The organism is Photobacterium andalusiense (assembly GCF_900185625.1).
In the GTDB taxonomy this organism is placed as follows: Bacteria; Pseudomonadota; Gammaproteobacteria; order Enterobacterales; family Vibrionaceae; genus Photobacterium; species Photobacterium aquimaris.
Genome location: NZ_FYAJ01000002.1, coordinates 473259 through 492695 on the forward strand (window position 1 = coordinate 473259; position 19437 = coordinate 492695).

The 19437-nt window shown below is 36.1% G+C and carries 20 protein-coding genes; 9 read left to right on the top strand and 11 right to left on the bottom strand.

Going from position 1 to position 19437, the window contains the following annotated elements; all coding sequences use genetic code 11:
* Positions 1 to 766: 766 nt before the first annotated feature.
* Complete coding sequence (locus PAND9192_RS20795; protein ID WP_087853266.1) at positions 767 to 2110, bottom strand: trypsin-like serine protease; 1344 nt, start codon at positions 2108 to 2110, stop codon at positions 767 to 769.
* A gap of 342 nt (positions 2111 to 2452) precedes the next feature.
* On the opposite strand from PAND9192_RS20795, the gene PAND9192_RS07685 reads away from it, so the two are divergent.
* The gene (locus PAND9192_RS07685; RefSeq protein WP_060999361.1) at positions 2453 to 3025 is read left to right on the top strand and encodes a PhnA domain-containing protein; all 573 of its coding nucleotides are present in this window, start codon (positions 2453 to 2455) and stop codon (positions 3023 to 3025) included.
* A gap of 96 nt (positions 3026 to 3121) precedes the next feature.
* On the opposite strand, the gene PAND9192_RS07690 is transcribed toward PAND9192_RS07685, so the two are convergent.
* Together PAND9192_RS07690 and PAND9192_RS07695 are read right to left on the bottom strand one after the other, a co-directional pair.
* Positions 3122 to 3550 carry an RDD family protein gene (locus PAND9192_RS07690; RefSeq protein ID WP_087853267.1) on the bottom strand — a complete coding sequence of 143 codons (429 nt, stop codon included), beginning with the start codon at positions 3548 to 3550 and terminating at the stop codon, positions 3122 to 3124.
* Positions 3543 to 4970, bottom strand: a complete 1428-nt coding sequence (locus PAND9192_RS07695) for a coniferyl aldehyde dehydrogenase (protein WP_234999014.1) — start codon at positions 4968 to 4970, stop codon at positions 3543 to 3545. The genes PAND9192_RS07690 and PAND9192_RS07695 overlap by 8 nt, the downstream gene beginning before the upstream one ends.
* A gap of 182 nt (positions 4971 to 5152) precedes the next feature.
* On the opposite strand from PAND9192_RS07695, the gene PAND9192_RS07700 reads away from it, so the two are divergent.
* On the top strand, positions 5153 to 5812 hold the full coding sequence (locus tag PAND9192_RS07700; protein ID WP_087853268.1) for a glutathione S-transferase: 660 nt from the start codon (positions 5153 to 5155) through the stop codon (positions 5810 to 5812).
* 95 nt (positions 5813 to 5907) lie between these two features.
* Here the strand turns inward: PAND9192_RS07700 and speG are convergent, their stop codons facing one another.
* Both speG and PAND9192_RS07710 read right to left on the bottom strand, forming a co-directional pair.
* Positions 5908 to 6432 (bottom strand): spermidine N1-acetyltransferase, encoded by a 525-nt coding sequence (gene speG, locus PAND9192_RS07705; RefSeq protein WP_060999366.1) that lies wholly within the window; start codon positions 6430 to 6432, stop codon positions 5908 to 5910.
* A 138-nt stretch (positions 6433 to 6570) separates the two neighbouring features.
* A complete protein-coding gene (locus PAND9192_RS07710; protein WP_087853269.1) occupies positions 6571 to 7470 on the bottom strand; it encodes a LysR family transcriptional regulator in 900 nt (299 codons plus the stop codon).
* 131 nt (positions 7471 to 7601) lie between these two features.
* On the opposite strand from PAND9192_RS07710, the gene PAND9192_RS07715 reads away from it, so the two are divergent.
* Positions 7602 to 8141 (top strand): NADPH-dependent FMN reductase, encoded by a 540-nt coding sequence (locus PAND9192_RS07715; protein WP_087853270.1) that lies wholly within the window; start codon positions 7602 to 7604, stop codon positions 8139 to 8141.
* Between the two features lie 157 nt (positions 8142 to 8298).
* The gene (locus tag PAND9192_RS07720; protein WP_087853271.1) at positions 8299 to 9681 is read left to right on the top strand and encodes an endonuclease/exonuclease/phosphatase family protein; all 1383 of its coding nucleotides are present in this window, start codon (positions 8299 to 8301) and stop codon (positions 9679 to 9681) included.
* An 80-nt stretch (positions 9682 to 9761) separates the two neighbouring features.
* On the opposite strand, the gene PAND9192_RS07725 is transcribed toward PAND9192_RS07720, so the two are convergent.
* The gene (locus PAND9192_RS07725) at positions 9762 to 10091 is read right to left on the bottom strand and encodes a hypothetical protein (RefSeq protein WP_087853272.1); all 330 of its coding nucleotides are present in this window, start codon (positions 10089 to 10091) and stop codon (positions 9762 to 9764) included.
* A 219-nt stretch (positions 10092 to 10310) separates the two neighbouring features.
* Between PAND9192_RS07725 and PAND9192_RS07730 the strand changes: the two genes are divergently transcribed.
* From PAND9192_RS07730 to PAND9192_RS07740, 3 genes are all read left to right on the top strand, one after another.
* Positions 10311 to 10673, top strand: a complete 363-nt coding sequence (locus PAND9192_RS07730; protein WP_234999016.1) for a VanZ family protein — start codon at positions 10311 to 10313, stop codon at positions 10671 to 10673.
* A gap of 520 nt (positions 10674 to 11193) precedes the next feature.
* Positions 11194 to 11856 (top strand): potassium channel family protein, encoded by a 663-nt coding sequence (locus PAND9192_RS07735; RefSeq protein WP_200817791.1) that lies wholly within the window; start codon positions 11194 to 11196, stop codon positions 11854 to 11856.
* A complete protein-coding gene (locus PAND9192_RS07740) occupies positions 11853 to 13220 on the top strand; it encodes a TrkH family potassium uptake protein (RefSeq protein ID WP_087853274.1) in 1368 nt (455 codons plus the stop codon). Before PAND9192_RS07735 ends, PAND9192_RS07740 begins: the two co-directional genes overlap by 4 nt.
* Before the next feature lie 86 nt (positions 13221 to 13306).
* Here PAND9192_RS07740 and PAND9192_RS07745 read toward each other — a convergent pair whose 3' ends face one another.
* From PAND9192_RS07745 to PAND9192_RS07765, 5 genes are all read right to left on the bottom strand, one after another.
* Positions 13307 to 13966: a YdcF family protein gene (locus PAND9192_RS07745; protein WP_087853275.1), complete on the bottom strand. Its 660-nt coding sequence runs from the start codon at positions 13964 to 13966 to the stop codon at positions 13307 to 13309.
* Between the two features lie 264 nt (positions 13967 to 14230).
* A complete protein-coding gene (locus PAND9192_RS07750; RefSeq protein ID WP_087853276.1) occupies positions 14231 to 14773 on the bottom strand; it encodes a YaeQ family protein in 543 nt (180 codons plus the stop codon).
* A 95-nt stretch (positions 14774 to 14868) separates the two neighbouring features.
* The gene (locus PAND9192_RS07755) at positions 14869 to 15156 is read right to left on the bottom strand and encodes a GIY-YIG nuclease family protein (RefSeq protein WP_159458222.1); all 288 of its coding nucleotides are present in this window, start codon (positions 15154 to 15156) and stop codon (positions 14869 to 14871) included.
* 112 nt (positions 15157 to 15268) lie between these two features.
* Positions 15269 to 15928, bottom strand: a complete 660-nt coding sequence (locus PAND9192_RS07760) for a YceH family protein (protein WP_200817792.1) — start codon at positions 15926 to 15928, stop codon at positions 15269 to 15271.
* A 189-nt stretch (positions 15929 to 16117) separates the two neighbouring features.
* The gene (locus PAND9192_RS07765; protein WP_087853279.1) at positions 16118 to 17092 is read right to left on the bottom strand and encodes a GGDEF domain-containing response regulator; all 975 of its coding nucleotides are present in this window, start codon (positions 17090 to 17092) and stop codon (positions 16118 to 16120) included.
* A gap of 215 nt (positions 17093 to 17307) precedes the next feature.
* On the opposite strand from PAND9192_RS07765, the gene PAND9192_RS07770 reads away from it, so the two are divergent.
* Together PAND9192_RS07770 and PAND9192_RS07775 are read left to right on the top strand one after the other, a co-directional pair.
* Positions 17308 to 17760, top strand: a complete 453-nt coding sequence (locus PAND9192_RS07770; RefSeq protein ID WP_060999387.1) for a DUF3069 domain-containing protein — start codon at positions 17308 to 17310, stop codon at positions 17758 to 17760.
* Positions 17761 to 18146: 386 nt separating this feature from the next.
* The gene (locus tag PAND9192_RS07775) at positions 18147 to 19421 is read left to right on the top strand and encodes a winged helix-turn-helix domain-containing protein (RefSeq protein WP_087853280.1); all 1275 of its coding nucleotides are present in this window, start codon (positions 18147 to 18149) and stop codon (positions 19419 to 19421) included.
* Positions 19422 to 19437: the final 16 nt, after the last annotated feature.

Below are 19437 nucleotides of genomic sequence, written 5' to 3' on the forward strand. Positions count from 1 at the left end.
TTTTACTTCTATATTTTTATAAGACATACAAGCTTGTCGTTAATAAGAAATTATTTCGCTAGCGAATGATGATTTCATTATATTAGAAACACTATTTCAACATTTAGCGTTTAATAACGATTTGGTTATAGTTTTATATTTTAAATATTAAACTTTATTTTAATCCCAAATACAGAAAATAGCCTTTCTGTTTGATCATTGAACTAAATCAATAAATTTATCGTTATTAACAAATTTCAATTAACTATATGTTGACTTTGCCAGAGACTGCACCAAATCTAGCTTTAGCGCATTTCCCACAGAGTTATGCACAGCTTCTGTGGATAAACACATTTTTGGGGATAAACTAATAAAACATAGTGTTATTAATTCAGATAATATAACCGACTATGAAAAAACACATTAACAAATTGATTTTAAACAATAAAAATAAATGGAGCTATTGCTTACACATATGGTAGCTCAATAAATAAACACTTTTATTAATTTATTTCATTTTTAAAAACATATCATTTGTTAATAAAATGCTACTTATACATTAAATAATTCTGTGCTTTATAAATATACCAGCATTACATTCCCAAAATTTAAATAGGATAAAAAGAATACTGCTACGGATTATAATTTCAGTGGTTTTATAGCATCACATTGTTTACATTGAAAAAAAAATGGAAACCCACCAATAAAGTAGATTTCCATATACATCACTCTAAATCTAGCTGTTTGTAACAGTTTAATCGTATTGTTATTACTATTTTTGTGCTATTTAAACACTTAAACGTCTAAAAAATGCACTGCTAAAAAGCATTAATAAGCCAATAAAACCAAAACTACCGCCGCCATCACGATCTTTACCTATATTACAATTGTTAGCTGAAAGGCTGTCATTACAGTCTTCATCACCACCGCCTGTACCGCCACCACCTGTACCGCCACCACCTGTACCGCCACCACCTGTACCGCCACCACCTGTACCGCCACCGCCTGTACCGCCACCGCCTGTACCGCCACCGCCTGTACCGCCACCACCTGTACCGCCACCGCCTGTACCGCCATCATCTTGATCAATAATGAAATCTGGTGGCGTAATTGGATTCGCTGGCACTTTACTACTGTTATCTGCAATCCAATCGGTATAATTACCGACACGAGCATAAAAACCAGGACGTGTCATTGAGCCACAAACAGGATCACCGTTAGTACCACCGCTGACTATACCCACCTGCAACTGATTACCGTCACTATCAGTGGCAAAAATAGGACCGCCGCTATCACCTTTACAAGCGTCAGCACCAGTAGCATCGGCAATAACAACAGGAGGCAAAGTACATAATTTAGTTAAATCTCCAAGTACAGGATTATTAATAATTAAGCCCGGATTATCATGAGACTCAATACGCTCGTAACACAAATCTATAGGGAAAAAGCTCAGCTTTGCCTGCTTTAGAGTTGGTGATGGTTTACTTCCCTCTACTGTCGTTGCTCCCCATCCTAAGACAGTAATATTTTCAGGACGATGGTCTGTAGGTATAGGATCATTAGCCACTTCCCATTCTGTTTTTAAGCGTTGCTCAATCAACTGTGATTGCGATGATGTTGCTAATGTAACTTCACCTAAATCAATAAACTCACGGTCTACCCGTATTAGAGCAACATCATTATCTAGTACCGAACTAACAATTTCAGTAATCACTTGATCATTAACTGTTGTCTTTTTTATCACAGCTATCGGACTATAATCAGGATGTATAACCACATGCGTAGCTGAAAATAGATGTTTTTTTTGTGGGTAGCTATTATCAAGTAACCCTGCGGTAATCGTAATATCAGAAGGAGCCATCACCACTGCATTTTTACCATCCCCATCAACAACACAATGGGCTGCGGTTAATACCCACTGCTTATTGATAATCGTTGCACCACAAAATGGCTCTTCTCCTGCTTTATTATTTCGCAATGATGCCATAAAATTTTCACTTGCAGGGGTATTACTATCAACATCATCGCCACCAACTACATACGGCGAAACAATATTTGATGATGCATATACGGGAGAACTCATACTAGCAACAATAGCTAACATCAAAGCACTGTATTTATACTGGAACATCCTTGTTTTCCTTTGAATTAATAATAATCGCTATAGCTTACCTCTATCATGGTTTATGCGCTGATCGAAACTAACACACTGCGATAGGCTTCATTTTTTGATGTAACTGCGCCACATATTACCTATCGTGTTATATGACTAATACGCGCTATCTTATTAGTATCTACATGTCTATATTGTTAAATATGAAACGTTATTCGATCTATTAAGTTAACCAAATAAAGACAGATGAATATTAAACAGTCTGTTGTACTATAAATTTCGTGATCAGGGACATGTTTGCTTTTCTTCTGTACAATAGAACGGCATAATATTGGCACAATAAATCAATGGACAATTCCCATGACTATCGAACAAGCATTAAAAACGCGTAGCGAATCAAAATGTGAGCTATGTTCTTCTGAAAATAATCTAGCGGTATACGCTGTTCCTGCTTCTGAAGACAAGAGCGCGGGTTGCTGTGTACTACTTTGTGATACTTGCCGTGGTCAGCTTGAGAATCCAGAAACAACTGACGAAAACCATTGGCGTTGTCTAAACGACACCATGTGGAGTCAAGTTCCTGCTGTTCAAGTTATGGTTTACCGCCAGCTTAAGCGTCTTTCTGCTAAAACTGACTGGGCGATGGACCTAGTTGATATGATGTACTTAGAAGATGACGTGAAAGAATGGGCTGAAAAAGGTCTTGTTGAAGAAGAACAAGCTTCAATCCCTACCCGTGATGCAAACGGTGCCATCCTTCAAGCTGGTGATAGCGTAACTATCATTAAAGATCTACCAGTTAAAGGTTCAAGCATGGTTATCAAGCGTGGTACGCCAGTACGTAACATCAGCTTGACTGATAACCCACTTCACATCCAAGGTCGTGCTGACGGTGTGCAAATGGTGATCATCTCAGCTTACACTAAGAAGTAATTCTTACTGTATTGAGAATAAAGAAAGCCCTTGCTGTTTAATCACAGCAAGGGCTTTCTTGTATTACGCCAGTCGTTTTTTTGGGTCGCTTTATTGCTACGGTTTAACCACAACAGTACCGGCTAATTTATCATGCCAACCCTGCTTTCTTTTATCCCAGCCAACCCACATTAAACCAAGTCCAAAAGGAATGGTTGATACAAAATAGCCTAAATAACGTATCAACGATTGCTTCACGCTGGGTTTATTACCAGTATTAGCATCAACTATCTGTGCTTTAATAACCATTTTCCCTGGTGTGGCTGATTTATAAATCCAAAATAAAATCACCCCAACAAACGGCAATAAGTAATTAATCATTACATCCATCGGCCCAACAGCAAAACTATCGGTTGATGGGTACATTTCACCATACGCAAGATACATAAGTGGCGCTGTAATTAAAGCGACAATTGCTGTATCAACTAAACTGGCTAATACTCGTGGCCAAAATCCGACATATGTTATTGTTTTTTGCTCATTCATATCGAGATAGCTTTCTATTTATAATAAAGTTAATCAATCGCTTACCTATTTTTCCATACGGTGCATAAAGATACTTAGTTGAACTCAACGCTGCTTGTTGCATTACAGGGCGCATTTTGGACAATTGTTCAAAACCTTCACGACCATGATAATGCCCCATTCCACTGTGACCTATACCACCAAAAGGTAAATCATCCTGCGCGACATGTAACATAACATCATTCAATGCAACCCCACCTGAACGTGTTTGGTCTAATACTTGCTGTTGTACTGCTTTATCATTACTGAATAAATACAATGCTAATGGACGCTCTCGAACATTAATATAATCCAATGCTTGTTGAAGGTTCTTATAGGTCACTATTGGTAATAATGGTCCAAAGATTTCACGTTGCATAACTACCATCGTATCTGTTGGCTGACAAATAAGTTGTAACGGAAATTTGCGAAGTTGTGGATCAGGAACTGAATGAGGAATTAAATTAATTACCTTTGCGCCCTGCTGCTGTGCATCTTTGACGGTATCGCACAAACGAGCAAAAGCAGCATCATCAATAATTGAGGTATAATCAGAATGCTGAATATCGGTAAACCGTTGCGCCATGATTGATTGCGCGTGTTTAATCAGTTCATTTTCTGACCCTTCAGGGATCAACAAATAATCAGGCGCAACACAAGTTTGACCACTGTTATAAACCTTACCGCCAAGAATACGTGATAAAGCCGTATGTAGATCATAATCATCAGCCAAAATAACCGGTGATTTACCGCCAAGTTCCAACGTTACAGGTACTAAATTAGTTGCGGCTGCCGCCATAACAGCTTTACCTGTCGCAGTAGAGCCCGTAAAAATCAGATGATCAAACGCTAGCTGTGAAAAAGCGATGCCGGTGTGTCCCTCTTCGGCAATAATGCATATTTGCTCCTCATTAAATTCATGACCAAACAATTGCTGTAATAACTGACACAAAGACTTTGAATTTTCTGACATTTTCACCATTACACGATTACCCGCAGCTAATGCTGCAACCATCGGCGCAATCGTCAAAAATAGTGGATAATTCCACGGCACAATAATACCGACTACACCCAGTGGTTGTGGAATAACTTTATTCTTTGCAGGCTTAAACCATAACGATGTATGCCGTCGCTGCGGTTGCATCCATGTTGGCAAACGCTTAATCGCATCATTAATTGATTCTAAAGAAGTAAATATTTCAAGAAGAGCTGTTTCACTAGCCGAACGACAGCCAAAATCAGTGGCTATTGCTTGACAAATCTGTGACTGATTTTGGATTATCAATTGCTTTAATTTTTTTAACTCACGAATACGACTATCTAGAGACGGCATAGGTTGCCGCATAAAAGCCTGATGCTGGCATAAGCGGTAATGTTCAAGTTTTGCAACTGATGTCATCATAGGTTGGTCATCTTCTTGTATAAAATCTATCAAACTGTATACCTAATATACTCATAGCAATACTATCTAGAACAGCATTATTTTGTTCTCCATCGCATTAAAATCACAGTCGATATCTTATTATTAAGAATATGTACTAAACTTAATTATCATTAAAGGACAGAATTTTTGGGAGGGATCAGATGACAAAACCAATATTATATAGTTTACGTCAATGCCCTTATGCTATTCGAGCGCGTTTAGGTTTACGTTTGGCAGAACAAGACGTGGAAATTCGTGATATATCCCTAAAAGACAAGCCCATCGAAATGATGGCAGTAACATCAAAAGGCACTGTCCCTCTTTTAGTATTAAATAATGGTGATTATATTGATGAAAGTCTGAATATTATGATTTGGGCGCTAAACCAACATGATCCTCAAAATATACTCTTAGCAGATAGCAGTCATTTATTTACTGATATGATCAATCTTATCGCTCGTAATGACTGTAAATATATTGCTGCACTTGAACACTACAAAGCGGATATTCGTTACCATAATCAGAATATCACTATTTATCGTAATTTATGTCGTTCTTTTCTTGATGATCTTGAAGATCGTCTTAACAAACACCGTTTCTTTATGGGTGATAATCCAAGCCTTGCTGACTATGCAATTTTACCTTTTATTCGTCAGTTTTCTCATGTTGAACGGCAATGGTTCCGTCATGCTCCCTACCCTCGATTACAGGCTTGGTTAGAGATGCATTATCAAGATCCTATTTTTTCACAAATAATGAAAAAGTATCCTCGTTGGCAATCTAGCAATACCTCCACCTCATACCCACATGAAACAGCATAAAAAATAGGCAATCTAACCAATAACCCGAAGCTTAAGGCATTAGTAATAGGTTAAAAATAATTACCCTGACAGTACTGCACTGTCAGGGTATTTTATTATTTGTTACGACTAGCGATATACTCGTCTTGCAACATATACATGCGCTTCACGTCAGTATATTGACCGTTAATGAAGATTTCCTTCACTAAATGGCCTTCTTCAATAAAACCGCACTCTTCATATAAATGAATCGCTTTTTCATTTTCAGTCGCAACGTGTAAATACACTTTATGTAGATTCAAAATCGTGAAGGCATAATTTAAAGCACGATTAATTAATGCACGCGCATAACCACAGCCTTGAAAATCAGGTGCAATAATAATCTGGAACTCTGCACTACGGTGAATGCTGTTGATCTCAACGAGCTCAACCAGACCAATCGATTCTTTATCATTATTTTCAGCAATAAAACGTCGCTCAGTGCTGTCATGAATATGCTTACGGTAAAGCTCTTCCAGCTCATAAAATGACTCATACGGCTCTTCAAACCAGTATGACATAATGGCACGGTTATTATTTAATTGATGAATGAATCGTAAATCAGTTTGTTCTAAAGCACGTAGTCGAATTTCATTATTCATTATGGTTATCCCTTTCCTAAAAATCACTATTCTAGAATAATCTATTAGCGAACTTGTTGTGAGCTAGAAAATATCACTAAAACGTAAAAATAAAAGATGTAAAATGTAAATTTTTACGACAATATACTAAAAAAACAACTACCTGCTTGTTTTTAACTCCAACAGATCAATAAATCGCCTCACTTTTACTGATAAATGTTTTCGACTAGGATAAACAACATACACATTTACTAATGTACGATCATATTCAGACAATAACGCCACTAACTCTCCTTTTTTTACTTCTGATTCGATATAAAACTGAGGGATGTGGCAAATTCCTACACCATTTACAGCCATAGCAACCATCATTGGTGCACTGTTACATCGTAACTTTTGTTGTACATCAACATTAAACGGCTTGTCATCAACCGCTGTAAATTGCCATTGGTTTGATTTTTTAAGATTGCTATAACATAAACACTGATGATGAATCAGTTCCGCAGGATGCTTTGGCAAACCGAATTTTTGTAAATAGCTTGGCGCAGCGACGGTACATATCGGACTACTAAAAAGACGTTTGCAAATAATACTTGATTCAGTTAATGCAACTGATGCACGAATAGCTAGATCATAACCATCAGCAACAACATCAACCGTTTTATCATTTAAATCAATATCTAATTGCATATCAGGATACAAGGCTAAATAGTCACTAAATACCTGCTGTAAATATTGAGTTCCTAACCATACCGGACAACTTATTTTAAGCGTGCCTCTTGGATTTAAGCTGTCTTGTGAAATAAGCCCTAATGCTTGCTCTGCATCTATAATTAATTGTGTACATTCTTGGTAATAAGCCTCCCCTTCAGGAGTCAATGCCAATGAGCGTGTTGTACGGTTAAGCAATCGTACACCGAGGCGTGCTTCTAATTTATTAATTTCTTTACTAATGTGTGAATTTGAATGCCCAAGCACTTCAGCTGCTGAACTAAAAGCACCACTTTTAACAACCTGCACAAAAATAATGATGCCATCAAATAATTTATTATTAGTCATATAGAAATAGTTAAAATACTTTTGGTCTATTAATTAATTTAGACTATCAATATACACTGGAACAACACTAACAAGGTATCGTTATTAGCCAATCAATATAGCGAATCAAAAATTATAATGAGGGATTAAACATGAAATTACTTACTTTTGCAGCTAGCAGCAGTCGCCAATCAATTAATAAGCATCTTGCAGTATATGCAGCATCATTAGTTCCAAATGCGAATGTTGAAGTATTAGATATTAATGATTTTGAAATGCCACTCTATAGTATTGATCGTGAAACTGAATCAGGTATTCCATCATTAGCGCAAGAATTTTTAGATCGTATCGCTCAAGCTGATGCAATAATCATCTCTTTTGCAGAACACAATGGTTCATACACTGCCGCCTATAAAAACCTATTTGATTGGGCATCACGTATTAATGCTAAAGTGTACCAAAACAAACCAATGGTGTTACTAGCCACATCACCAGGCCCTGGCGGCGCAAACACAGTATTAACCACTGCCGTTACTTCTGCACCGTATTTTGCTGGTGAAGTAAAAGCCTCACTATCAATACCAAGTTTTTATGATAATTTTGACTTTGTTACTGCTAAAATAACCAATGAAGAACTTGATACAGCATTAATAACTACAGTTAATAGCTTAACTGAAAATAAACAACCATAAGTAAAAAATAGATCTTAGTTCCAAACTAAATAATAACATGATGCTGTAGCAGTATTGATTACATAAAAACTCCGTTGAGATCACTATTAATAATAAATCTATCAGTATAATTCTGAGCTAACTAATGATAGTTGTTGTGAATTAACTGAGATTACGGATGAAATTAATTAAAAGTCTTGCTGCTATTGCTATTACTTCAGCACTATTAGGTGGGTGTAATAGTCATAATACAAATAGCGTTAAACCCGTGGCAAAGGATGTCACGATCGCTACCTTTAATCTGTCATTTGATCGCACTAGCTTTGAGCAACTCGTTGATGAAATGCAAACCTCTCCAGTTGAGCAACAAGCATTAATTACAGGCTTTAATGACAATACTCTTACTCCAGAACAAAAACAAAAAGCCCTTAAAATTATTCAAATCCGTAACGTTGCTGCAATTATCCAAACCAAACGCCCTAATGTCATTCTTTTAGCTGAGTTTAATAATGATGGCACAGGTGAAAATACTGCTGCACTGACAGGTTTCCAAGATAATTATCTCTCTATTGGTCAAAGTCCAAATAGCATTGATGGTGGTGATACGCTAAAACCAATCAAATACCCGTTCCTTGAAAGCTATGCAACCAATACAGGTTTAATGAGTGGCTTTGATCTTAATAACGATGGAAAAGTAAATTCAGGTCCCAACGATGCCTGGGGATTTGGTCTATATCACGGTCAATACGGATTTTCTCTGATGTCACAATATAAAATCGACACAGCTAATACTCGTACCTTCCAAAACTTTAAATGGAAAGATCTTCCTTCAGCAGAAATGCCCAAAATCACCAATTGTAATGATCCTGAAAATAAAATACCTAAAGGTATGGCGTGTGGTGATGACTGGTACACCCCTACTGAATGGAATAATCTACGCTTATCATCAAAAAATCACGTTGATGCACCGATCATTATTCCAACCGCTAATGGCGAGCAGACCATTCATATTTTGATGTCACATCCAACACCACCAGTATTTGATACGGTGACTCAAAAGAATAAAATGCAAAACCGCGATGAGATTCAATTTTGGAATAATTACATTACCCACGGCGACTTTATTTACGATGATAAAGGTACAACCGGTGGCCTTGCAGAAAATGAAAAGTTTGTGATTGTTGGTGATTTAAATGCTGATCCTTATGCCGGTGACGGTTACCGCCAAACAATTGAAAGCTTATTAAACCACCATCGTGTTAACCAAATAGCGACAGACGGTGAACAGACTCCTCGTAGTTTAGGGGCTGAAACTTGCTTTAGTGATGGCGAATGTCATCAAGATAACCCTTACCCAAATCGTTTAACCAGTAACTTTGGTTTACAAGTCGACCATGCTATTCCATCAAATAATCTTAGTATTACTGATTCTGGCGTATATTGGCCTGCGCATGACGAACAAGGTAGATTACTTGTTAACGATGTGCGCATTGGCAAAAAAGGCGCAGGAAAAGACGTATCTTCAGATCACCGTATGGTATGGATAAAAGCAGCCTTATAAGCCGGTTTGTATCTACCTTTATATAAATTAAGGCACTTGAGTAAACAACTAAGTGCCTTTTAATTCAAACAAACTTGTAATTAAAACAAACTTGGCTGAGGAGTATGATCAGTACTTAGTGTCTCGATTGAAGTCACACCTTTAAAATGGACAATCCATGCCATATTGCTACGGGGAAATTCTTTTGCAATGGCTTTTTTGAGTTGCTTTAATAAGCTCACGCTATCAAAAGCGAGTGTTTTATTATCGAAACCAAATTGCTTAAAAATAAAATGATCTGCATCTTGCTTTAACACCACAATACCGCGATCTTTTTTAAATGTTCTGGCTTCTATCGCCTCACCTGCCACCATATCAGTCAACGCTCTCTGAAAGGTATGATGCAATTGAGAAATATGAACTTTAGCCATGACGTACTCAACTTTACTTATAATATTAAAGGCAATGATGCATCATAGAATGTTGTTATCGCCCATCTCTATTCAATTATAATTAACATTAGTATAAATAAATCTTAAATGGTTATTATTTCAACCATCATCAAGCAGTTATCAGTTAGTATTGCTGTTGTTAACACGGATCGTCATCGATATAATTTGCGCCTTTACCTTTATTAAAGAGAGTTATTTATGATGTCACGCTTTAGCCAATTTTTTCATGCCTACTGGAAGTTAATCAGCTTACTCATACTCATTCTTATTACCGTTTTATCTTTAACTCCTCAAGCTGAATTACCCGTTGTTGCTGGTACAGATAAAACCCATCATTTCATTGCTTACGCTGCTTTAATTTTTGCCGTCGCTTTTGTTAAACCTAAGCAATGGTTAGCGATTGCTGTTTTTTTCTTTTGTTGGAGTGGCGCTATTGAGTTGATTCAACCTTACGTTAATCGTTATGGCGAATGGCTCGATCTGGTAGCCAATACCGGTGGATTAATCTCTGGCTTTATTGTTGCTAGAGCAATGGCTTATATTTGTCGAACAACGCATTAATACGCTAATATCATTATTATTTATTCGAATCCCTGACCAATTATTGACAAAATAATGGTTATTTAGGTTTATTTTGTCTATATATAAATAACGCTATTTGTGACTTATACAAGCAATATAGACATACAATATCGGCTGATAATTCAGCATATATTGAGTGAATAACACAATTAGAGCTAAATATAAGATTACTATTTTCAATGCTATTATTGTTTATATTTCGACCGATACAATAAAATACACATTTAATCATATAGTTACGATTGGCATGTTATTTGATTGTAATAAAATACCCATGAGACCAGAAACTCATTAACTTGAATTACATATAAAATGCGAGCAATATCCGAGAATTATACCTAACCGGAATTTGATGGTTCTATGTGCATCGTCATAATAAAAATGACTTAACGAAATGGATACTCAGTAGCATAGAAATCGCTAATTTGTTAATTCAATGTTTTTACAATCAACAACAAAACAAATAAAGCATTACTCAAAAGTAATGTGGGGAAAAAAAATGAATCCTGAAGATAAGCAGTTTGCTGTAATTGGCCTTGGCCGATTTGGTATGTCGCTATGTGAAGAACTTAGCGAGCGTGGAGCACAAGTATTAGCTATTGACGTTAATGAAACATGTGTTCGCCAAGCAGCAGATATTGCCACACAAGCTGTCGTTGCTGATTGTTCAAACGAAGCAACCATTGCAGAACTAAAACTTGATGATTATGATTTAGTAATGGTTGCTATTGGTGACGATATCAATGCGAATATCTTAACCACACTATTATTAAAAGATGCTGGTGTTAAAACTGTCTGGGTCAAAGCCAAAGATACCCCACATTGTAAAATCCTTTCAAAAATTGGCGCTGATAAAATCATAAGACCAGAACGTGATATGGGCATTCGTATTGCTCGCAACATGTTAGATAAACGTGTATTTGAATTTTCAGAACTTGGCAGTGGCATTTCTTTAGCTGAAGTTGTAGTAACAGCACGAAATATGGGTAAACCTCTTTCACAACATCCTTGTGCAAGCAGCGATGAAACCCAAGTACTGGCCCTTAAACGTGGTCCAGAGGTACGCAAAGCTCCTGATATGGATATGGAAATGCAAGTTGGTGATATTTTAATTATTACTGGCCCTGAAGACGTATTATCAGAAACATTAAGAAAGTTATGAGTTTTATCCCTAATCGGGCTATGTATGTCCCTATAAAAACAGACAAGCGCAATAAACGTTGGTCTGAACCCAAAATCATTATCTTTAGTTTTTTGGCGATTTTGATCCCTGGTGCCATTTTATTAACCTTACCGGTATTTTCTGTATCCGGCTTAAGTTTTGTTGATGCGCTTTTTACGGCAACGTCTGCGATTAGTGTTACAGGACTTGGAGTTGTTGATACTGGCACCCACTTTACGACCAGTGGTAAAGTATTATTGATGATCTTGATGCAGATTGGTGGCCTTGGACAAATGACCTTATCTGCTGTTTTGTTATATATGTTTGGCCTACGCGTTAGTCTACGTCAACAATCGCTAACAAAAGAGCAACTCGGGCAAGAAAAGTTCACCAATATACGTTTACTGGTTAAACACATCATCATTTTCGTTATTGTCTGTGAACTGATTGGTACATTTTTTCTATCACTGCGTTGGGTACCAATGATGGGATGGGATAAAGGCCTATTTACGGCTGTTTTCCACTCAATATCAGCGTTTAATAATGCGGGTTTTTCACTATTTTCTGATAATTTAACCCAATATGTTGATGATCCTTTAGTGATTATTACTATTGCTATGCTCTTTATTCTCGGGGGTTTAGGCTTTACGGTTATTTCAGATTTACAACGAAATTCACATCGTGGTTTTCATTTTTTATCACTGCATTCAAAAATAATGATTATTGCGACACCAATATTATTACTTGTTGGCACAATAATGATTTGGTTGCTTGAACACGATAATATGCAAACATTAGGTAGCTTAAATACTTCTGGTCAATGGCTTGCAGCATTCTTTCAATCAGCAACAGTACGTACAGCTGGCTTTAATAGTGTCAATATCGGCGCATTTACGGAGCCTGGTTTATTAGTTCTGATGCTTTTAATGCTAATTGGTGCAGGTTCAACATCAACTGGTGGTGGTATTAAAGTATCGACCTTTGTTGTTGCAATTTTAGCAACATGGTCATTTTTAAAGCAGCGAGATCGTGTCGTTTTATTTAAACGTACCATATCCAATCAAACCGTAACCAAATCACTGGCTATTATTGTAGTCAGTGGAATTGTGCTGCTGATAGCGATGTTTGCTTTAATGCTAACGGAAAAAGCACCATTCTATGAGGTCATGTTTGAGACCATTTCAGCCTTTGCAACTGTAGGTGTGACCGCTGGTTTAAGTGCAACCCTTTCTGAGCCAGGTAAATACATTATCATTGTGGTTATGATCATTGGTCGTCTTGGTCCATTAACATTAGCGTATATGCTAGCGCGTCCAAAACCTACATTGCTTAGTTATCCTGAAGATAACGTTGCTGCTGGTTAATCGTAATACTCGTTAAAACGATAAAAAAAGCGTGTTTCTAATTATTTCTTTCTGTTTGAAAGTATATAGAAACACGCTTTTTTATATTAATCTCTTGGAAGTTCTGATGACAAATGGTCATCAAATCCAACTGCAACGAGGTGTTGATATGCTTGCCACACTGGTTGAGGGATCACTTGTTCGCTTGAAAAACCTAAAGCAGGATAATAACGAATACGCTGTAAATCCCCTACCATCACATTGATAGTGTCACCATAGCTAATAACATCGTTAGCAAAATCATCAAACTCAATCGGCGGAGAGGTTACCAGAACTGTTTTCGTTGGCCATTGTTTTTCAAATGTTGCCAGCGTTCGACGCTCCATAAATGGCTTTTGTACTAAAATAAAGCGTTGTGGATCAAGCTGCTTATCTTTTAACAACTCTCGCGTTTTTATAATATTATCACCCGTGTTGGTCGCTTGTGATTCAATATAAATACAGTTGTCAGGAACGCCCATTTCACGTGCTATATTGGCAAAATATTCTGCTTCTGAGCATGGAAATAGCCCTTGGGTAATTTCTCCTACATTGCCAGAAAAAACAATATAAGGCGCATATCCTTGTAAGAAAAGCTGAGCTGCATACTCGGCAACTCTTACATCATTACTGCAAAGTACAAATAAACAATCACTTTTCACCAATGATTGATGTAACAAATGATAATCCCAAACAGTTTTAGCTGAACGATAAATGTTTGACGGCATAAGCAATCCTTTGGTTATCTCAAATTCTTATTTCAATAATGATGACGATAAATTGTATATTGATAATATCAAAAATATCATTCTCATTATCAGTAGTGTTTTAATTTTATTCGTTACCTCACGCTACCATTAGCACCATCAATATACTACAGCTGAATAATACCAAAGCCAATTAACCCACTGTTACTTAAAAATGATCAAAAAAAATGGAATAAGTCTGCACTTATTCCACTCTTTTTAACAATACTTATATGGTCGTATTGATTAACGCTGCCACCATTCTGGCATGATCGAAATACTTGTACCATGCTGATCACTTAGCCAAGCTTGCTCGCTTTCAATCGTTAATTGTAACTGCATTGAACGCTCAACCAACTGCTCTAAGCTCTTTAATTCTTCATCACGGATAAAGACCACTGATACATTTTTTAGAGCACTGATCTTAGACTTATTTGCTTGCCACCATACAGGAGCGGCATGATCACCATAAGCATAAACAATCACTTTCTTAGCACGATGTGATGCTTTACGAATACGCTTCTCATCAGGTAAACCTAACTCAACCCATAATTCAATTTCATCGACTAAGTTTTTAGTCCATAAATCAGGTTCTTCAGCAGAACTTACGCCTTTAGTAAATTGTAAGTCTGCATCTGCATTTAATCCCCATGCAAGCACTCGCAACATAAAGCGTTGTAATGTTTCTGATGGGTGACAAGCAACAGTATGCTGACTATCAAGATAAACATGGCGATCCATGTCTGCTACGTTAATATTTACTTTGTATATAGTGGCACTGATCGCCATGGAAAAACCTTCATGATTATAATCATTTCTAAATAACAATGTTCGCAGGTCATACATTAGCTATGGCACACAAACACAAAAATACTGCTGACGTTTTAATCATTAAACAGCATATATAAAGAAGTATTCTGCTGAATCAAATCTTCTTTTTGCGCTTTAGTTAAACGTTTTTTAATTCGATACTCAAACTGCATTGCATCGCGTTTAGATTTTACCTGTTGCGACCACATTAACGTTAAAGGACCTTTACCTTTAAGATATTTAGCCCCTTTCTTACTATGTTGATGCTCTTCAAAACGACGGCCAACATCGGTGGTAACACCACAATAGAGTGTCCCTTGACGAGTACGTATAAGATAAACAAACCAAGGTATGGTAGACATGATAACAAGCCGTAAAACAAACAGGCTCAACATATAATGCTGAGCCTATATAAACGATAATGCAGTACGAATACAGGTTGAGTAATCTACCAGTATTCGTAAATAATAGAAACTATTCTGTTAATGATTCTAACATTGCTTGTAATTCAGTCAGTTGTAACTTTAATTGCTCAACATCTTGCTCTAACGCAATGATTCGCTCTTCATTAATAGTACTACATGCAGTGGCTGGCTTTGCGGGAACGTAATTATCAAGATCAATCTCACCACTCAGTAAATGCATATAACGGCAATCACGTTTACCTGATTCTTTTGGTAACTTAACAACATAAGGCCCTTTTTCAGCTAAGGCTAATTGCTCAAGTACTGACTCTGCTTCTTGTGTATCAACAAAGTCACAAAGACGATTAGTACGTGTACGAATTTCACCCGCACTTTGTGGTCCACGTAATAGCAACACAATGATAGCGGCTAGTTGTTGTTTACTAAATTGCAATGAGCCAAATTCAGTATTGCAAAAGCGATGTTGGAACTTAGAAACACGACTACCAAAACTTGATACATCGCTCACCATTCGCTTTTCTTTCAACTCTTCTAATGTATCAAGTACCGTTGCTTCATCAAGCGCCATAACAGGCTCACGGCTTGATTTTTGATTACATGCTGTCGTTAACGCATTTAGCGTTAAAGGGTATTGATCTGGAGTTGTAATTTCTTTTTCAAGTAAACAACCAATCACTCGAGCCTGGTGTTCTGTTAATTGCATATCCATGATCATCCTATTCATCATTACCAAATAGCTTTAGCGTAAGAATTAAGAATACAGTATTAATATTCATCACTCACAAAGCCATAACTACAATACAGTGTAAAAATACTCTAAGAAGACTAGCACATTTAGCTTTAGCAGCAAGCAGTTAGCTCATCAAATGCAGTAATCTTGACCAAAGACAAGTGAATATTAGTTTTCATTATGGCTAACTAAAGAATATGGGTATTCTGCTGTTACAAATTGATCACGGCCATTATCTTTTGCTTGATATAATAAGGTATCAACCGCTTGATATAAATTCTCAACCAATTCAAGTCCTGTTGGTACCCATGAAATCGCACCTTGACTGACCGTTAACTGATTACTAATTAACGAATTCTCATGTGGTATTGCAAGCTGAGATATCGCATCCTTTAAACGCTGGCACTCTTTAATTGCTTGTTTTTCATCACAATTACAGATCAATACGATAAACTCTTCACCGCCATAGCGACCACAAATCTCCCCTGCTCGATTAAATATTTTTTTCAAATTTGCAGACAATAATTTAAGACAATTGTCACCTTCAATATGCCCTTGATAATCATTAAATAATTTAAAGAAATCAACATCTAAAAGGATAATTGTTAGTGGTAAATTATTGCGTCCATGTAATGCAATAAATTCCTTTAACTTTTGATCAAGATAACGACGATTAGCCAGCTTCGTTAATGGATCTTCATTTGCTTGTTCTAACAACAGTTTATTTATTTTCTGTAGCTGTATAGTGGTATGTTCTAACCGTTGTCGCACAATAGCAATTCGACTCATTGCCTGAATTTTTGCAGCCAAAATAGTTACATTAACAGGCTTGACCAAATAATCATCGCCGCCAACATCAATGGCTTTTGCGATAATATGAGGATCATCAAGACCGCTTAAAAATATCACAGGCACCCACTCTTGATATTGATGTCGAATTGTATGAACTAATTCAATACCATTTTGTTTAGGCATTTCAATATCAATAAGTAACAAGTCAGGCTTAAACTCAGAGTAACACCTCAAAAGTTCGGCACCTGATGATACCGACTTAACAATATGACCAAGATTAGTTAAACATGCCGTTAAATATAACCGTTCACTAGCGATATCATCGGCAATTAAAATCCGCATCACTCCCATATTAGATCCTTATACGATAGCAAGCATACAATATAAAACATATTGCATTGTTCGTGCCATATATGCTGGGTATAAAAAAAATCCCTTAACAGCGTGATTGCACCATGACTATTTACTAAAATAAATTTTATTATAACTTTTATAATCATATATTGACATTTATCAGTAGGAATATAGGATTCCTCCTCTCAAAACACAATGCGTTAGGAAAAACTATGTCTGAAATTAATAACAACGAAGAGCAAATCATCGAAGAAACAGTATTCACACTAGATGACTGTTCTCCAGAACTTCGCCAAGTAGTAAAATTTGAAGAAGTGCCAGCAGAGTTGATTGATATGCTTGTGAACGTTTATAAGGTATCAGAGCCGACTTCACGTGAAGCATGGAATACATTACCAGCCAGCGCACAAAATGTTTTGGATAATTTTGAGCAATTTCACTCTCTTGTTGCACTAAGCCAAAGTTACTCTGGTGTAGACTTCCTTGGTGAAATGCAAGATACCAAATTCCCAGAAGATATGAGTGCTGAAGAACAAGCAGAATACAAAGCATCAATGCTTGATAAAGTACTGGTAAACTGTGTTAAAGATATGTGTAAGCAATTAAAGAAAGCTCGTCGCAACCCACCAATGAAACGCGAGTTTACTGAAATTTTTCAAAAGTAATTACGATTACAGCTATAAATAATATTTAAAGAAAGGGCACTTATGCTCTTTCTTTAATTTTGAACAACATTCTTCTCCCTCTTATTTGCCATAATTAAATCGATCAAATGTAAAAATCGCGTCAATTTACATCATTCATTGATGAAAAATAACACTCCCCCATAAAAAAGTGTTTAAATGGTATATTTTGTTTATTGCTGATTTATAATATTCTTATTAATTATTTATTTTTTATTACTATATAAATAATCATTTAGCATATTGTATTTCATGGTAATAATTAATATTATCGCAACAATTAGATATAACTTTAACACCTATAAGTCATTTTATAACTCTTTCATGATAGAATTGACAAACAAAAAATTAATACGTGAGGTTTATAAATGACAAATATTGAGCAAATAAGATTTAGAACAAAAGTATGCTTCATTGCAAGCCAAGGCGTACTAAAAACATCTGAATCTACGCTCAAACTAAATTTGTCAGAACAATATATCCTTAGCTACCTTATAGAGAACCATAGTACTCCCGTTACTAAAGATGAGTTACTCAAGGTCGGCTGGCCTGATCGTATAGTTACTGAAGCCTCACTATTTCAGGTTATTCGTGCGTTACGTGTAAAACTCAATGAGCAAAACAAAGGCGATGTTATTGAAACATTACCTCGTGTTGGCTATCAGATTCGTGAATTTACGCGAGAAGAAGTTGATCTAAGCGAACAAAAATCACATTCTATTATTAGTAAAATTAATAAAAAAGCTATTGCTTCTGTCGCTATTTTAACAGTGGCATTATTAGGTAGTGTTGCATGGTATATGTCACCAGCTCAAACAGAACCAACACACTTTTTAACTGAAAAGGAAAAAATCGGCACTAATAATATAACGTTCATCACCAAAAATTTAGAACAACAAGTTGATTTAAGAAATAAAATTAAAGCTATTTTTTCACAGCAAGAAAGTAAGCATGGGAAATTAATAACAACGAATCATAAAATCTATTTTTATAAAGCTGATAATTTTTATTCTATTGCTTGGTGTAAAGTAAAACCAGAAAATAATCAATGCATACCTATGACTGATTTCAGTTATAAAATTGCACCAGATGAATGGACTCAATTTACTCATCTGATTGTTGATAATAAAAAGCTATTTCATGAAGATATCAGTATTGCTTCTGATGCTATTCACGAACCATTATCAGTTGTCTACCGCTCATACATTGGTGATTATGGTGTAACATATAAAGTATCAAATTTTTATATCTCACCAACAGATAAAAGAAATGTTTTCGATTATTCAAAAGTTAGTTTTATCGCCGATAAAAAGACAGGTCGTTATCAGGCCTTATCACTATCAGCAGAATCGTTAACAATAGATAAAAAGGACGCTCAATTTATTGCGACCTTAAAAATAACACCAGAAGTTTTTCACTGGGCCTATCAAGAAAATGCTAATTTAAATGAAAATAAAGCCATTCTTTTTTCAGATGATGATAATAAAACCAGCTCATATAAGAATAACGCTATTCGTTATGACTATATCATTGCCGATCAGAAGAAATTACAACTCATTTTAGGTGAAAATTCTGGTCTTTATTGGCTGCATAGTAGTAAAAATAACCCATTAACCGTTTTACCAACAAAACATTATAAGTAGTTTATCAAGTTAAATA